Origin of the sequence: Kitasatospora sp. NPDC036755, from assembly GCF_040636595.1 — a bacterium.
In the GTDB taxonomy this organism is placed as follows: domain Bacteria; phylum Actinomycetota; class Actinomycetes; order Streptomycetales; family Streptomycetaceae; genus Kitasatospora.
Map to the genome: position 1 here is coordinate 1 of NZ_JBEZUT010000240.1, position 13,592 is coordinate 13,592.

Here is a 13,592-nt window from a genome sequence, read left to right on the forward strand (position 1 = left end):
CCACGGCGTGCAGGCCGCCGGTGTTCTGCCGCGCGATGCCGGTGATGCCGATGTCGCCGATCGCGTTGCCGCCGTCCGTCACCCCGCTGAGCACCGAGGCGGCCTTCTCCCGGGTCGCCGCCTGCTGGGCCGAGGCCGACGCCTCGAAGGAGGCGGCCGCCGCGGCGTTGGAGGCGGCGGCCGCCACCGAGGCCTCCGACGCCGAGACCGCCGCGGCCGACGCCGAGGCCAGCAGCGACTCCGCGGCCGAGGCGACGGCGGAGGGCGGCTCGCCGGAGAAGGCGCCGGCGTTGGGCGCGGTGGCGGACGGCGATCCGGCCGACGTGCCCGACGAGCCGCTGCCGCAGGCCGCGAGCACGGCGACACCGGAGGCCGCCACGATCAGCGCGACCGTGCGTTGCGGCATCCACCTCCGGCCCGCCCGCCCGTCACCGCCCGCGGGACGGCCGGACGGCGGGCGGTGGCCGGGTCGGCCGTGGCTGGGGGGACTGTGGAGTTCACGCACCGAGGATCCCTCTCCTGGTCGGTGTTCGGCGGCCGAGGGGCCCGTACGTCCCCATGCTTGGCAACATCCCGCTCCACAGCGACAGCTCCTGACCCGTCCGAGTGGGCCGACACCCCGGCACGGCCACCGCGCGGCCACCGCGCGGGCCCCGCACGGACCTCGCACGGACCTCGCACGGCCACCGCACGGACCTCGCGGAGGTCCCCCGCACAGGCCCTGTCCGGGCCCGGCCTCAGCCGGCGACGGTCAGCACCGCCTTGCCGTGCAGCCGCCGTCCGAGCAGGGCGTCGACCGCCTCGGCCGCGTCGTCCCAGTCGCCGCGCCAGGTGACGCCGGGGTCCAGGTCGCCCGCCGCCACCCGGCGGGCGAGCCAGCCGAGGTCGCGGCCGAGGCCGGTGCACGCGAGCAGGTAGAAGGAGACCACCGAGCGGTCGTGCCGGGCCGCGTCGCCGAAGAGGGTGCCGAACGCGAAGTCCTCCCCCTTCCCGGAGCTGTGGCCGGTGGCGACCAGGACTCCTCCCGGCGCCAACGCCTCGTACGCCTCGACCAGTTGGGGCCCGCCGACGAGGTCGACCACACCGTCGACCGGTCCGGCAGCCTCCTTCGGCGAGGCGATCACCTCGTGGGCGCCGAGTCCGCGCAGCAGTTCGCCGTTCCGGTCGGGCGAGCCGGTGGACGCCACGACGTGCGCGCCCGCCGCCCGGGCGAGCTGGACGGCGTAGCGGCCGACCCCGCCGGTAGCACCGGTGACGAGGACGGCGCGGCCGAGCAGCGGGCCGATCCGGTGCAGCGCGCGCAGGGCGCTGGCGGCGGCGACCGGGATGGTGGCGAGGGCGCCGAGGTCGGCGCCGACGGGGGCAACGCCGATCAACCCGGTGTCCACCGCCCGCAGTTCGGCCCAGCCGCCGGCCGGCATCAGGGTGACCACCGGGGTTCCCTCGGCGGGGCCGGAGCCGTCGGCGGCGGCGCGTTCCACGATTCCGGCGGCGTCCCAGCCGAGGACGGTGCCGTCGGGGGCCGATGCGAGGCCGAAGGCGACCTCGCCGTAGTTGAGCGAGGTCGCGGTGACCCGGACCAGGGCCTGGTGGGGCGCCGGTTCGGGGTCCGGGGCCGCGCCGAGGCGCAGGCCGCCGGGGGCCGAGCGGTCGACCAGGAGTGCGCGCATGGAAGATCCTCCCCAAGATTCTGCCACTGAGTGGCATAAGCCTACAGGTGGCATTCCGGCCCCGACTAGACTGACCGCGATGAACCCCCAGCAGGCCGCCACGACGCACGGAGCCCCGGCCCCCGAGACCCCGAAGGCCCCGGCCGGCACGCTCCCGCTACGCGAGCGCAAGAAGCTGCGCACCCGTCAGGCACTGATCGACACCGCCCTGGAACTGTTCGGCGAGCACGGCTTCGACGGGGTGACGCTGGACCGGCTGTGCGAGGCCGTCGAGGTCTCCAAGCGGACCTTCTTCCGCGCGTTCACCAGCAAGGAAGACGTCGCGATGGCGCCCACCCAGGACCTGTGGGCGACGTTCCTGGACGTGCTGGAGAGCCGGCCGCCCGACGGCGGCCGGCTGCTGGCCGTCCTGGAGGAGACCCTCATCGGGGCGATCGACCGGATGCCGGCCGAGAACTGGGCCGAACGCGCCCTCGCCAGCCGTCGGCTGGCCGCCCGGACGCCCTCGATGGACGCCCACGGACTCGCCTTCTGCGAACGGGCGACCCGCGAGGCGGTCGCGACGATCGACCGCCGCTTCGCCCTCGGCGGCACCCCGGGCGGCGCCGCACTGCGCGCCCGGCTGGCGATGGACATGCTGGTCGCGGCGTTCCACCAGGCAATGGACGGCTGGGTGGCACAGCCGTCCGGGCACACCCGCGCCGACCTCGCGCGACGGCTCCGGGCGGCCTGCGCCGAACTGCCGGGCGCCCTCACGGCGACGGTCGAACCGCGGGCCTAGACGGCCCCGCCCCGCTTCGCACCGCCCGACGCCGACACGCGAACGTCCCGGGCACGCACCACGGCACACGGCCGCGGCGCACACCCGGGACAGGGGTGGGACAGGCGGGACGCTCAGGTGGTCGCCGGGTCCGCCGCCTCTTCGCCGACGGTCTCCTGGGCGGGGACGGCGCGCAGCCGGGGCTCCGGCGGCGCGGGGATGACGGCGGCGACGGCGGCCGCGATCAGTGCGACGGCGCAGCCGATCACCAGGCCGACCCGGAAGCCGCCCTCCGAGGGCAGGGCGTGCCCGCCCAGGTCGATGGTCATCTGCGACAGCACCACGCCCATCACCGCGGCGGACACCGAGGTGCCCAGCGACCGCATCAGGGTGTTGAAGCTGTTCGCCGAGGCCGTCGCGGACAGCGGCACCGCGCTCATGATCAGCGCGGGCATCGCGCCGTAGGCCAGGCCGACACCGCTGTTGCAGACGATCGTCACGATCAGCACGCCCCAGGTGGCGCCCATCAGCGGCAGGGCCAGCCCGTACCCGACGGCGATCGTCAGCGCCCCGGCGACCAGGGTGAACTTCGGTCCGCGCGCGGCCGACAGCTTGCCGCCCAGCGGGGAGACCACCATCATCATCAGCCCGCCGGGCGCCATCCACAGGCCCATCGCCAGCATCGACTGCCCCAGCCCGTAGCCGGTGGCCTCCGGCAGCTGGAGCAGCTGCGGCACGATCAGCGCCTGGGCGTACATGCCGAAGCCGACGAGGACGGAGGCGGCGTTGGTCAGCAGCACGCGCGGGCGCGCGGTGACCCGCAGGTCGACCAGCGGGTCGGTGACGCGCAGCTCCCAGCGGGCCCAGACCATCAGGATCGCGGCGGAGACGGTGAACAGGCCGAGGGTCCGGGTGCTGCCCCAGCCCCAGTCGCCGCCCTTGGAGACGGGCAGCAGCAGGCAGACCAGGCCGACGCTCAGACCGATCGCGCCGACGAAGTCGAAGCGGCCGCCGGCCCGGCGGCGCCCGTCGGGGGACGGAGCCGGGGCCGGGATGACCTTCCAGAGCGTCCCGATGATGACGACGGTGAGCACGGCGGTGCCCCAGAACAGCACCCGCCAGCTGGCGTAGTCGGCGACGCCGGCCGCGATCGGCAGGCCGAGCCCGCCGCCGATGCCCATGGAGGCGCTGACCAGCGCGATCGCCGAGCCGAGCCGCTCGGGCGGCAGGACGTCGCGCAGCAGGCTGATGCCGATCGGCACCAGGCCCATGCCCATGCCCTGGAGGGCCCGGCCGGCGATCATCGGCACCACGGAGTCGGCCACCGCGCACAGCACCGAGCCGAGCAGCAGCGGAACGCAGGAGGCGATGAGCATCGTCCGCTTGCCCAGGAGGTCGCCGAGGCGGCCGCTGATCGGAACGAAGACGGCGGCGGACAGCAGGGTCGCGGTGATGACCCAGGAAGCGTTGGACGCGGTGGTGTGCAGGAGTTGCGGGAGCTCGCTGATCAGCGGGGTGACCAGGGTCTGCATGATCGCGGCGACGGTACCGGTGAAGGCGAGCGTCGCCACGATCGGACCGGTGCGGGGGGTGGGGGCGGGGCCGTTGATGACGGGCCTCCTCGGGCATTCGGGGGTGCAGGAGTATGCGGTTCGCACACCATGTGCAGATAGCACAGACTGATCAGGCTACACATGATGTGCGCCGTGCACATCATGTGGGATGCGCACATCTCTGGCATACTGGACGCGATCCACGAGGAAACCGCAGCTCAAAGCGGCGAGGAAGGGACTTCGACATGGCCAGCCCCACGCACGAGGTCGCCCTCGAATTCCTGGTGTTCGCCCGGCACCGCGACCTCAACCAGGTCGACGACCGCCGCCCCGAGGGCAGCCAGCTCGAACGCGGCGCCTACATCCTGCTCAGCCGCGTCGCGGCCCAGGGGCCCATGTCGATCGGGCAGCTCAGCGACGCCTTCGGCCTGGACGTCTCCACGCTCAACCGCCAGACTGCGGCACTCACCACGGCCGGGCTCCTCGACCGCATCCCGGACCCGGACGGCGGCATCGCCCGCAAGTTCCGGCTGACCGAGGAAGGGCGGCGCCGGCTGGACGGCGAACGCGAGGCACACGTGCGGGCGCTCGACCTCGTGATGGCGGACTGGCCGGAGGAGGACATCGCGACCTTCGCCGAGTACCTGCGCCGCTTCAACATCGGCATCGAGCGGCTCGACGGCCGGCCCTGGCCGCGGGGCTGAGCGAGCGGGGCCGAACCGGCCGAGCGGGAGCGGGAGTTCGCACACCGGGAGTCGGCCTGGTCCGAATCCACGCGGAACCACGGGAACACCGGGAACGCCCCCGCGATTGGCAAGTGGCATGAAGGCCATCGGACTTGAAGAATTCGGCGACCCCGACGTACTGCGCGTCCTGGACCTGCCCGAACCGCAGGCGGGCCCCGGCGAGGTCCGCATCCGGGTGCACGCGGCCGCCGTGAACCCGACCGACGTGATGCTGCGGCGCGGCGGCCACGCCGTGCGGATGCCCGACCGCAGGCCGCCGTTCGTGCCCGGCATGGACGCCGCCGGCGTGATCGACCAGCTCGGCCCGGGGGCGGACGGGCGGCTCGCGGTCGGCCAACGGGTGGTCGCCGTCGTGCGGTTCACGGGTGAGCGCGGCGGGGCCTACGCCGAACGGATCGTGGTGCCCGCCGCCTCCGTGGTGCCGGCGCCGGAGAAGGTGGACCTCCCCGCGGCGTCCACCCTGCTGATGAACGCCATGACCGCCCGTCTCGCCCTGGACGCGCTGGCCGTGCCGCCCGGCGGGACGGTCGCCGTGACCGGCGCGGCCGGTGCCGTCGGTGGGTACGCGGTGGAGCTCGCCAAGGCCGACGGGCTGACGGTCGTCGCGGACGCCTCGCCACGGGACGTCGAGCGCGTCCGGCGGTTCGGCGCCGATCACGTCGTGGAGCGCGGCCCCGAGGTCGCCGCCCGCATCCGGGTACTGCTGCCGGACGGCGTCCCCGGGCTGGTCGACGGCTCCGACCAGACCACCGAGGTCGTGCCCGCCGTGGCCGACGGCGGCGCCCTGGCCGCGCTGCGGGGCTGGCCCGGCCCGGCCGGACGCAGCATCCGCGTCCACCCGGTGATGGTGGCGGACGCCATCGCGCACACCGAGCGGCTGGACGCGCTGTGCCGCCAGGTGGAGGCGGGCGTCCTGACCCTGCACGTCGCCGGGGTCCTGCCCGCCGAGCAGGCCGCCCGAGCCCACCGCCTCCTGGAAGCCGGCGGCCTCCGCGGCCGGCTGGTCCTGGACTTCTCCTAGCCCCCGCAGCCGGCCCGGTGTGCGCGAGAAGTCGAACCCGCCGACTTCCCACGCACACCACACGCCCCGAAGCCCCACCCGCCGAACAGACCACCCAGGCCCACCACCCCCTGGAAACCGGCGTCCCGCACAGCCACCCGGCCCTGAACTTCCCCCAACCCCCGCAACCGGCCCGGCGCGCACGAGAAGTCGAAGCGGCCGACTTCCTGCGCACGCCGCGGGTCGCCGGGGTCCTGCCCGCCGAGCAGGCCGCCCGGGCCAGGACTTCTCCTAGCCCCCGCGGCTGGCCCCGCGTGCGCGGGAAGTCGGCCCGGCCGACTTCCTGTGCGCACCGTGGGTCGCCGGGGCTCGCAGGCGCTGCGTCAGGCCGGGGGCGCCGTGTCCGGGGCGGACGGCGCGGCGGCGAGGACGGGGCCGAGGAGGTGCGGGAAGCGGGCGTCGAGTTCGGCGCGGCGCAGTTCCACGACCTTGGTGCGGCCCTCGCGGCGCTCACGGGTGATCCCGGCCTCGCGCAGGGCGCGCCGGTGGTGGGTGGCGGCGGCCTTGGTGACGGAGACGGGCTGGCTTCCGCAGGTACGCGGATCGGTGGAGGAGGCGAGTTCGCGCACGATGAACAGCCGCACCAGGTCGCCCAGGGCGGCCAGGACGGCCAGGACGTCTTCTACTGGGATCTGGTCGAGGTCGGGGTGGTAGGTCACCATGGCTCGATCGCACGAGAGAGGTCTTACCGGCCTCGAAGGGAAGTGGACGCCGAGCAACCCCGGCCGGAGCCCGCCCCGTCGTCCCGCCCCGTCACCGCGGCCCGGCCGGGGCCTCGACCTCGGCGAGGAGCTCGGGGCCGGTCCAGCCGCGTGCCGCGCCGGGGGCGGCCGCCTCGGCCTCGCGGACGAGGGCGATCAGCCGGGCGTTGGCGGGCGCGGTGAGCCCATGGCGCTCGGCGAGGGCGACGACCTCGCCCTGGAGCGAGTCGATCTCGGTGGGCCGTCCGCGCTGGAGGTCCTCCCACATCGAGGTGCGGGCGGTGGCGTCGATCTGCAGGCTGGCCCCGGCCAGCTCCTGGAACTGCGCGTCCGGCAGTTCCAGGACCTGCGGCATCACCTCCGGTGGCACCGGGCCGAGCTGGGCTGGCACCACTCCGGCGGCCCGGAACACCGCCAGCGCCTCCAGCTGGCAGCGCGCCACGCACCGCCGGTACGCCAGCTGCCCGACCTGTTCGCGCAGCGGCAGGCCGGAGAGCGCGTTGACCGCGTTGTTGAGGTTCAGCAGCAGCTTCGCCGCCTGGACGGCCGGCATGTCGGGCCGCAGTTCCAGCAGCAGCCCGGCCGCCCGGGCGGCGTCGGCGAGGGCCTCCGCTCCTTCCTCGGCCGCCAGCACCACGGAGCCGCCGCTGCCCTGGTGGAAGGCGGCCGCGCCGGTCCGCACCACGTTGTAGGGGACCATCCCGGCCAGCACCCGGTGGGACGGGAGCCCGGCCGCGAGGACCTCCACGTTGCGCAGGCCGTTCTGGAAGCTCACCACCACCGTGTCCGGGCCCAGGTGCGGAGCGAGTTCCCTGGCGGCGGCCGCGGTGTCGGCGGACTTCACCGTGACCAGGACGTAGTCCGCGCCGGCCGCGGCCTCCGGGCCTGCGGCGACGGCCAGTTCCCGCACCTCGCGGCGGGCCTCGCCGGGGCCGGTGAGGGTCAGCCCGTCCGCGTCGATCGCCGCCATCGCGGCCGGCCGGCCGATCAGGGTGACCTCGGCGGTCGCGGCGAGCATGCCGCCGAGGTGGCAGCCGATGGAGCCGGCGCCGAACACGGCGATCCGGAGCCTGCGCTGGGTGGGGGTGGTGGGCACGGGGCGACTCCGGGGCGGGAGAGGGCAGGTGGCGGCGGGCGGGCGGCGGTGGGTCGGTCAGTCGAAGAGGTCGGGGTCGGAGAGGGTGATCTGGTCCCACAGCGGGCGGGCCTGGAACCAGCCGGCCAGCGAGGAGCCGAGCTGGCCACGGGTGAGCAGGGCCGTCTCCCGGTCGATCAGCTTGGGGATGCCGGCCGCCATCGCGAGCAGCTGTGCCTGGCAGGAGCGCTCCATGGTGACGAACCACCAGACCGCCTCGGCCACGGACTGGCCGACCGTGAGCAGGCCGTGGTTCTGGAGGATCACGGCCTTGTGGCTGCCCAGGGCGGCGGCCACCCGCTTGCCCTCCTCGGCCTCGGTGACCACGCCCCGGTAGTCGCTGTACAGCCCGTGGTCCTCGAAGAAGGCGCAGGCGTCCTGGGTGATCGGGTCGAGCAGGATGCCGAGGCTGGAGAAGGCCTTGCCGTGGAGCGAGTGCGAGTGGGCGGCGGCGACCGTGTCGGGGCGGGCGGCGTGCACCTGGGAGTGGATCGCGAAGGCGGCCCGGTTCACCGGTCGGGTGCCGTGCAGGAGGGTGCCGTCGTGGTCGACCAGGATCAGGTCGGAGGCCTTGATCTGGTGGAAGCTCATGCCGAACGGGTTCACCCAGAACGCGTTCGGGTTCTCCGGGTCGCGGACGGTGATGTGCCCGGCGACGCCCTCGGAGAACCCGAAGCGGCCGAAGAGTCGGAAGCCCGCGGCGAGTTGCTCCTTGCGGTACTGGCGCTCCTCCTCCACCGAGTCGAAGGTCGGGGGCAGCGGCAGGCTCACCCCCTCCGGGGCGGGCCCCACGACGCCGGTCGCCGCGTACGGGTCGGCGGGCTGCTGCTGCGGTGCGGACATGGCGACTCCCGGGGCTGCGGCGGTGGGGCAGGGGGACGGGTTGGACCAAAAGTGTGTTCGAAAGATACCCACTTTTGGCGAGAGCCCTGTGACTATGATCAATCTGATCACCAATCAGGGAGAGGGGCAATGATGCGCAAGGGAGTCGCGGCACTGGCCGTGGGAATCGCCGCCGGAACGGCCCTGCTCGGCGGCACGTCGGCCACCGCCGCCACCGGCGTCGGGGTCGGCGTCGGGGTCGGCGCGCTGAACGAGCCCAACCAGTCGGTCGTTCGGTTCAACGAGCCGAACCAGTCCGTCGCGGGCCAGTTCAACGAGCCCAACCAGTAGGGCCGGTGATCGACGCGCGGCTCCGCCACACCACCTCAACCCTCGCCCCCTTCCGCGCCCCGGACCAGACGTTCGGGCAGTTCCTGGAAGAGAAGTGGACAGCCGTCTGCCGGGGCCTGCGGACCGACGAGTCGGAGACGGAGCGCGTACGGCAGGAACTGCGGGACGTGCTCAGCCCGTGGGGCGCACGGCCGGTCGGAACCCGGTGCAATCCGCCGTCGTTCGTGGCTTCGGACGGCTTCCCCGCCGAGCTCTCCCTCAGCTGGAAGGCGGGGAGGCCGGAGGTGCGCATCCTGTTCGAGTCGCTGGGCTTCGACCGCACTCCGCTCGGATGCCAGGAAGCCGGACGGGAGTTGACCCGACGGCTCGCCGAGCGGCCGGGGACGAGCATCGAGCGTTACCTCGACGTCGAGGACCTGTTCGTCACGGCCCGACCCGACCGCAACCGACCCACGGTCTGGCACTCCCTGGCCTGGCAACCCGGCGAGCGGCCGCACTACAAGGTGTACCTCAACCCGCAGGCACAGGGCGCGGACCGGACCCACGAGGTCATGGCGGAGGCCATGGCTCGGCTGGGGCTGGCACAGGCCTGGGAGCCGGTGGGTCGGAGGTGCGGTGAACTCGCCCGACGGGGCCACGAGGTGGAGTTCTTCGCACTCGACCTGGACGGCGGAAGCGCGGCCCGGGTGAAGGTCTACTTCCGGCACCTCCCGATGACGATGGACGAGTCGGACACGGTGGCCGCGCTGTCGCACCGCCACGATTCGGCGCGGGCGGCGCGGGCGCGTTCGGTGATCTACGGGCGTGACGGCGGCCTGGTGGAGAACGAGCCGATGACCTGCCTGGCGTTCCGGGAGGGCGGGGCCGGCCCGGAGGAGGCCAACGTCTACCTGCGGCTTCCGGGGAACGCGCGCACGGACGCCGAGGCGGCCGGACGGATCGCGGAGCTCATGCGGATCGAGGGAATCGACCCGCGCCCGCACGCCGAGGTGGTGCGGCAGCTGACGGCCGGGATACCGGAGGGTGACACCGGCCTGCAGGAACTGTGCAGCTACCGGACCATCGCGCCGGGGGTGCCGGCACACATCGGCCTGTACCTGCGCTTCACCGCGTATGAGGTGGAAGGCCGTTAGGGCTTGAGACCAGGGGTGCGCCTGAACTCGCGGATGAGCGCGAGGAGGTTGATCAGGGTGCTCGCCGGGACGTTGCCGATGTCGATCAGGCGACGGCCGTGGAGGTTGATGTCACCGGGGGTGGCGGACGGCCAGAGGAGTCCGAACTCGCGGCCCTCGGTGCGGAGTTCGATAATGAGCTCGGAGACCTGGCGCGAGGTGAGGTGGAGGAGCGCCGGGTCGGCCGGGTCGATCGGGTGGTGGGCGCTCACGCGGCACCGTCCTGCTGGAGCTCGAACCAGACGGTCTTGCCGAGGTGTTGGGGGTCGACGCCCCAGCGGTGGGTGAGCCCGGCGACGAGCTGGAGTCCGCGCCCGGTCTCGGAGAGGAGGGAGAGGGGCCCCAGCTCCGGGGGCAGCGGGCTGCGGTCGGAGACCGCGACGCGGAGGGTGTTCGCGCGGTGGTGGATCAGGATGACCGGCGAGGCCGTTTCGCCGTGACGCCAGGCGTTGACGATGAGTTCGACCATGGCGAGCTCGGCGTCCGCGATGAGGGAGGGCGGCCAGCCGGCGCTGGTCATGCCGTCCCGGAGGGCGTCGCGGGAGAGGGTGAGGGAGGGGGAGTTGAGGTTACGCACAGCGTCTCCCGGAGGGGGATGGGTGAGACCGGCGGATGCGTCGCCGTGAACAAGCCCACTGGACATGGGTGTTCTTCGGTGCCCGAGCGGCGTTACTGACGATCCGTTCGGTGATCGGTGCATCACAGACTGTAGGGCATGCGATAGCAAATTTGCTAGCGGACCCAAGAAGATGTGCCTATCTGCTCGCTGGACTCGTCCCGTACGCACGGTGGATGCTGAGGAAATGCCACCTACCCCAACCGCACGCCGGAAGCGCGTCGGCATCGAGCTGCGAAAGATGCGAGAGGCCGCCGGGCGCACGGCCGGAGACGCTGCTGCCGTTCTTGGGCTGGACCGCAGCAAGGTCACACTGATCGAGCAGGGGACCTACCCGGTCAGCGCCGAACGGGTCCTCGCACTCGCCTCCGAGTTCGAGGAGGCCGACTCCGAGTACGTCGACGCCGTCGCCGAGATGGCTGCCGACCGGACCAAGGGGTGGTGGGAGGAGCACAGAGGCCTCGTCCCTGCCGGGATTCTTGAGATTTCCGAGGTCGAGCACTATGCCAGCTCGCTGGTGACATACCAGATCTGCCACGCGCCAGGACTCATGCAGACAGAGGAGACCGCGCGAGCGATCTTTCGAGAGGTCTATCCGCCTCTACGGCCGCTGAACATCGAAGCGCGTGTCGAGAACCGAATGCGACGGACGGAACTCCTGACCCGCACCAACCCGCTCAACTATGAAGCGATCGTCCACGAGGCCGCGCTTCGTATGGAGTTCGGTGGAACAGCTGTGGCCCGACAACAACTGAAGCACTTGCTCGAACTCGCCGAAGCGCCCAACGTGACGCTGCGCGTGCTGGAGTTCAAGGCAGGTGGATTCAAGGGAGCAGGTCAGGCCGTGCTGTACGCAAGCGGACCTGTGCCCCGCCTCGATACTGTCCAGCTGGATTCCGTAGGATCGCCAGCGTTCCTGACCGAGATGAACCAGCTGGAGAACTACCGAAGCATCCTCGGGGCGATGCGTGATCGCGCGCTCGATCCATCAGCCTCTCGTGACGTGATCTCCAGCATCATGAATAGCCTGTGAGGCCCCTATGAAAGAGCTCACTTGGCAGAGGCCCAGCGCTTGCGGCGATGGCAATAACTGCCCCGAGGTGTCCATAGGTCCCGACGCCGTCTACGTCCGCAGCAGCCTTCGGCCCGACGCCGTCGCCCACCTCGATGTCAGCGAATGGCGTGACCTCGTGTCCGCCATCCGCGCGGGCGAGTTCGACGTCTGACGCTCCCCGTGCACCGGCCGGGGCCACTGTCCCCGGCCGGTGCTTCAATCGTCCCCATGCGGATAGAGCGCCACCACATCGCCACCTCTCCCCTCGCCGACTTCCCCGACCGCATCGGTCGCCAAGTCCACTCCTACTCCCGCGCCGGCCTGATGACCTCGACCGAATGGCAGCTCATCTCCGACGCCTTCCTCGACCAGCTCGGCGCCCTCTCCACCTCCTCCCCCGACCTCGCCTCCCCCGAGGCCAAGGCCCTCCTCCGCGACGCCTCCGAGGCCGCCGCCGGCGCCGTCTCCTTCGCCGCCTACCACCCCCGCGACCGCTTCTCCGTCTTCCTCGACTACGTCAACTTCGGGATGAGCTACGACCCGGATCCCACGGAGGCGGCCGCCCCTCCCCTCTCCGCCCAGCGCTGGGTGAACGCCTTCTGCCTCGCCGTCCTGACCGACACCTTCGACCGTCACGCCGAGGCCTTCGTCTTCAGCGGGCAGGCCCTCTCCCCCGCCTCCGACCTCGCCACCGCCCTCCTCTCCCATCTCCTCCCCCGCGTCGATTCCCCCTCCCCCGCCTCCGACGACCCGGCCTTCCACGCCCTCCACGCCCTCCGCACCGGCGACCGCCCGGCCTTCGACGCCGCCGTCCTCGCCCTCCTCGACCGCACCGACGGCACCCGGCCCCGCACTCTCCTCCCGCTCCTCCCCCTCGCCCTCTCCGCCCTGGCCCACCGCGACCACGGCTGGCTCCCCTCCATCGACACCGACTACCTTCCGCACTCCCTCGTCACCCGCTTCGCCACCCCGGAACGCCGGCCGGAGTCCATGACCTGGCCGGTCCGCGTCGACCGGCCGACCCCGCCGCTGCCCCTCCACCCGGACGTCGAGGCCCGCTTCGAACAGGCCGTCCGGCGGGGCATCGACCCCTCGCCCGACGAGACCCACCCGGTCTTCGAACTCGGCCGCGCCCTGGAGAAGCAGGTCCGCCTCTTCCGCACCCGCGCCTCGCGGGCCGCCGACGTCACCGAGGAGCAGGTCGCCGACCTCCGTCTGGCCTCCGAAATGGGGGCCGCGCTCTTCCGGATCGCCCTCGCCGACCCGGGCACCACCGTCGCCGTCCCCCTGGCCGGCCGCACCGTGCACTTCCCGGCCACGTGTGACGAGGAGTCCTGGCCGGGCCGCTGGCACCTGGCCCTGAACCTCGCCCTGATCACCGGCAGCCGGGACGACCTCGCCCCGCTCCTCCTCGCCGGCCCCACCCGCTCCGCGCGCGACCGCTCCGCGTACGCGGACTACCGGGTCGCGCTGCACGACCACCTCCGGGGGCTCGACGCCCGGCCGGCCGTCGAGAAGGCCCGGCTGGAGGTCGCCCGCGCCCAGGAGTGGAACTTCTTCCCGGACTCCGTCGGCCTCCTCGCCCAGCTCGTCGACGGCGACGAGACCGGCTTCAACCTGGCACTCCTCGACACCCTGGAGGCCCACCGCGACCACTACTCCGTCGCCGACCGGGCCACCGATCCGGATGCCCCGCTCGACCTCGACGTCCTCGCCCTCGTCTGCCACGCCCGCCGCCACCACGGCTGGACCGTCCGCGTCGAGTCCCCGTACCTCCCGGCCCGGCTGCTGGCGGACCACGATTCGGCACACGGGCTCTGAGCTGCTAGTGTTCCCTTCGTCGCGAGAGAGATGATCTCTCGTCAGGCGTCAGCGGTGCTACCAGAGCACGTCCTACTTTCAGTAGGAAGAGTCCGTGCGACCCGGGCCTGGCGCTCCACAGTCGGAAGGGT

15 protein-coding genes and 1 pseudogene are annotated in these 13,592 nt (G+C 72.9%); 8 read left to right on the forward strand and 8 right to left on the reverse strand.

Going from position 1 to position 13,592, the window contains the following annotated elements:
- Both AB0E96_RS28995 and AB0E96_RS29000 read right to left on the reverse strand, forming a co-directional pair.
- A pseudogene (locus AB0E96_RS28995) lies at nt 1-406 on the reverse strand (hypothetical protein); the annotation flags it as partial.
- Between the two features lie 331 nt (nt 407-737).
- Nucleotides 738-1,670 carry a zinc-binding dehydrogenase gene (locus tag AB0E96_RS29000; protein ID WP_359828628.1) on the reverse strand — a complete coding sequence of 311 codons (933 nt, stop codon included), beginning with the start codon at nt 1,668-1,670 and terminating at the stop codon, nt 738-740.
- A gap of 79 nt (nt 1,671-1,749) precedes the next feature.
- Here AB0E96_RS29000 and AB0E96_RS29005 point away from each other — a divergent pair, with 79 nt between their 5' ends.
- A complete protein-coding gene (locus tag AB0E96_RS29005) occupies nt 1,750-2,451 on the forward strand; it encodes a TetR/AcrR family transcriptional regulator (RefSeq protein ID WP_359828629.1) in 702 nt (233 codons plus the stop codon).
- A gap of 113 nt (nt 2,452-2,564) precedes the next feature.
- Here the strand turns inward: AB0E96_RS29005 and AB0E96_RS29010 are convergent, their stop codons facing one another.
- On the reverse strand, nt 2,565-4,040 hold the full coding sequence (locus AB0E96_RS29010) for an MFS transporter (RefSeq protein WP_359828648.1): 1,476 nt from the start codon (nt 4,038-4,040) through the stop codon (nt 2,565-2,567).
- A 188-nt stretch (nt 4,041-4,228) separates the two neighbouring features.
- Here AB0E96_RS29010 and AB0E96_RS29015 point away from each other — a divergent pair, with 188 nt between their 5' ends.
- Both AB0E96_RS29015 and AB0E96_RS29020 read left to right on the forward strand, forming a co-directional pair.
- Complete coding sequence (locus AB0E96_RS29015; RefSeq protein WP_359828631.1) at nt 4,229-4,687, forward strand: MarR family transcriptional regulator; 459 nt, start codon at nt 4,229-4,231, stop codon at nt 4,685-4,687.
- Nucleotides 4,688-4,805: 118 nt separating this feature from the next.
- Nucleotides 4,806-5,750 carry an NADP-dependent oxidoreductase gene (locus AB0E96_RS29020; RefSeq protein WP_359828633.1) on the forward strand — a complete coding sequence of 315 codons (945 nt, stop codon included), beginning with the start codon at nt 4,806-4,808 and terminating at the stop codon, nt 5,748-5,750.
- A 362-nt stretch (nt 5,751-6,112) separates the two neighbouring features.
- Here the strand turns inward: AB0E96_RS29020 and AB0E96_RS29025 are convergent, their stop codons facing one another.
- The 3 genes from AB0E96_RS29025 to AB0E96_RS29035 form a co-directional block, all read right to left on the reverse strand.
- Entirely contained in the window at nt 6,113-6,451 is a 339-nt protein-coding gene (locus tag AB0E96_RS29025) for a helix-turn-helix transcriptional regulator (protein ID WP_359828634.1), read from the reverse strand.
- A 91-nt stretch (nt 6,452-6,542) separates the two neighbouring features.
- Nucleotides 6,543-7,586, reverse strand: coding sequence for a 2-dehydropantoate 2-reductase (locus AB0E96_RS29030; protein WP_359828635.1), 1,044 nt, complete (start codon nt 7,584-7,586; stop codon nt 6,543-6,545).
- A 57-nt stretch (nt 7,587-7,643) separates the two neighbouring features.
- A complete protein-coding gene (locus tag AB0E96_RS29035) occupies nt 7,644-8,468 on the reverse strand; it encodes a class II aldolase/adducin family protein (RefSeq protein ID WP_359828637.1) in 825 nt (274 codons plus the stop codon).
- A 129-nt stretch (nt 8,469-8,597) separates the two neighbouring features.
- Here AB0E96_RS29035 and AB0E96_RS29040 point away from each other — a divergent pair, with 129 nt between their 5' ends.
- Complete coding sequence (locus AB0E96_RS29040) at nt 8,598-8,798, forward strand: hypothetical protein (protein WP_359828639.1); 201 nt, start codon at nt 8,598-8,600, stop codon at nt 8,796-8,798.
- 5 nt (nt 8,799-8,803) lie between these two features.
- A complete protein-coding gene (locus tag AB0E96_RS29045; protein ID WP_359828640.1) occupies nt 8,804-9,931 on the forward strand; it encodes a tryptophan dimethylallyltransferase family protein in 1,128 nt (375 codons plus the stop codon).
- Here the strand turns inward: AB0E96_RS29045 and AB0E96_RS29050 are convergent.
- Nucleotides 9,928-10,182 (reverse strand): hypothetical protein, encoded by a 255-nt coding sequence (locus AB0E96_RS29050; protein WP_359828642.1) that lies wholly within the window; start codon nt 10,180-10,182, stop codon nt 9,928-9,930. The genes AB0E96_RS29045 and AB0E96_RS29050 overlap by 4 nt on opposite strands.
- A complete protein-coding gene (locus AB0E96_RS29055; RefSeq protein ID WP_359828643.1) occupies nt 10,179-10,547 on the reverse strand; it encodes an ATP-binding protein in 369 nt (122 codons plus the stop codon). The genes AB0E96_RS29050 and AB0E96_RS29055 overlap by 4 nt, the downstream gene beginning before the upstream one ends.
- 211 nt (nt 10,548-10,758) lie before the next feature.
- Between AB0E96_RS29055 and AB0E96_RS29060 the strand changes: the two genes are divergently transcribed.
- The 3 genes from AB0E96_RS29060 to AB0E96_RS29070 are packed head-to-tail and all read left to right on the forward strand — an operon-like array spanning nt 10,759 to nt 13,461.
- Nucleotides 10,759-11,619: a helix-turn-helix transcriptional regulator gene (locus AB0E96_RS29060; RefSeq protein WP_359828644.1), complete on the forward strand. Its 861-nt coding sequence runs from the start codon at nt 10,759-10,761 to the stop codon at nt 11,617-11,619.
- A gap of 7 nt (nt 11,620-11,626) precedes the next feature.
- Nucleotides 11,627-11,812, forward strand: a complete 186-nt coding sequence (locus AB0E96_RS29065) for a DUF397 domain-containing protein (RefSeq protein WP_359828645.1) — start codon at nt 11,627-11,629, stop codon at nt 11,810-11,812.
- 56 nt (nt 11,813-11,868) lie between these two features.
- Nucleotides 11,869-13,461 (forward strand): immunity 49 family protein, encoded by a 1,593-nt coding sequence (locus AB0E96_RS29070; RefSeq protein ID WP_359828647.1) that lies wholly within the window; start codon nt 11,869-11,871, stop codon nt 13,459-13,461.
- Nucleotides 13,462-13,592: the final 131 nt, after the last annotated feature.